At 33.6% G+C, this 1,323-nt stretch carries 1 protein-coding gene; it reads left to right on the plus strand.

Features of this window, described 5'->3' with window-relative positions:
- Positions 1-74 precede the first annotated feature (74 nt).
- On the plus strand, positions 75-1,253 hold the full coding sequence (locus tag KQI85_RS16285) for an ISL3 family transposase (RefSeq protein ID WP_216577071.1): 1,179 nt from the start codon (positions 75-77) through the stop codon (positions 1,251-1,253).
- Positions 1,254-1,323: the final 70 nt, after the last annotated feature.

Below are 1,323 nucleotides of genomic sequence, written 5' to 3' on the forward strand. Positions count from 1 at the left end.
AAAAAAGATAGGCATAAACAATCCCATAAGTTATAATTAAATCACCACAAAATAATCAACAAAGGAGAATGCTTATGCCTAATACTAATTTTATATCAAATCTTCTAGAAATTAAAGACCTAATTGTAGATAATATCGAATTTTTTAATTCTGATATTCATTTATACTTTCATCTTGAACGTAGGGACGTTTCTTGTCCTTTCTGTGGCTCTGTCACTAACAAAGTCCACGATTACCGTCCTTCTATTATTAAAGATGCTCCTATTCAAGGCAAACCTTTACTTTTACATTATAGGAAAAGACGTTACCATTGCAATAATTGTCGGCACCATTTTAATGAACCGTTTTCTCTTTTACCTAAACACTGTCGTATTACTACAAGACTTGCCTTTCTTGCAGTCTACCAGTTAAGTGAAGTTCAAAATGTTTCTTCTGTTGCCAGACAGCTTGGTATTTCTGCTTCCTCTGTTTTTCGCAGAATCAAGAATATATCTTTTCCAAAGCCATCTATTCTTCCTTCTGTTTTATCTATTGATGAATTCAAAGGAAATGCAGGCGGTGAAAAATTTCAGGCTATACTTACTGACCCTACACACCACAAAGTTTTGGACATACTTCCATCCAGAACCCAGGCTCAGATTTCAGCTTATCTCAGCTCTTTTCCTAACAAAAAACAGGTTAAATACTTTATTATGGATATGAATAAGGTTTACCGTGACATTGGTTTATCATATTTTCCTAATGCAACAATTGTTATTGATAAATTCCATGTCGTCCGCTATATTACCTGGGCTCTTGAAAATGTAAGAAAACGTGTTCAAAAAGATATGCACCCGTCAAAGCGAAAATACTTCAAACGCAGTCGGCGTATTCTTTTATCACACTATAGTTCTCTTTCAGATGAAAACCGGCTTGCTCTTGAAGTTATGCTACAACAATCATATGATCTTGCTCAGGCATACTATTTAAAAGAATTATTTTATGATTTTATGGATTCTGAAAGTTCCAATACTGCCAAACCTAAGCTTCACAAATTTATTATTGCTGCACAGGTAAGCGGGTTAAAAGAATTTTCAGCTACATTAACAATGCTCGGAAATTGGAGCAAATATATATTAAATGCTTTTGACTGCCCTTATTCAAATGGTTTTACAGAAGGAATTAATAATAAGATTAAAGTTATTAAACGAAATGGTTATGGTTTCCGTAACTTTGAGAATTTTAGAAATAGAATTTTGCTATCAACGACTTAGTTATATTAAAGAAACCTGATGCTTATGCACCAGGTTTCCAATATGGGATTTTACCCCCGCTCTTGACAAA

Origin of the sequence: Falcatimonas sp. MSJ-15, assembly GCF_018918265.1 — a bacterium.
In the GTDB taxonomy this organism is placed as follows: domain Bacteria; phylum Bacillota; class Clostridia; order Lachnospirales; family Lachnospiraceae; genus Falcatimonas.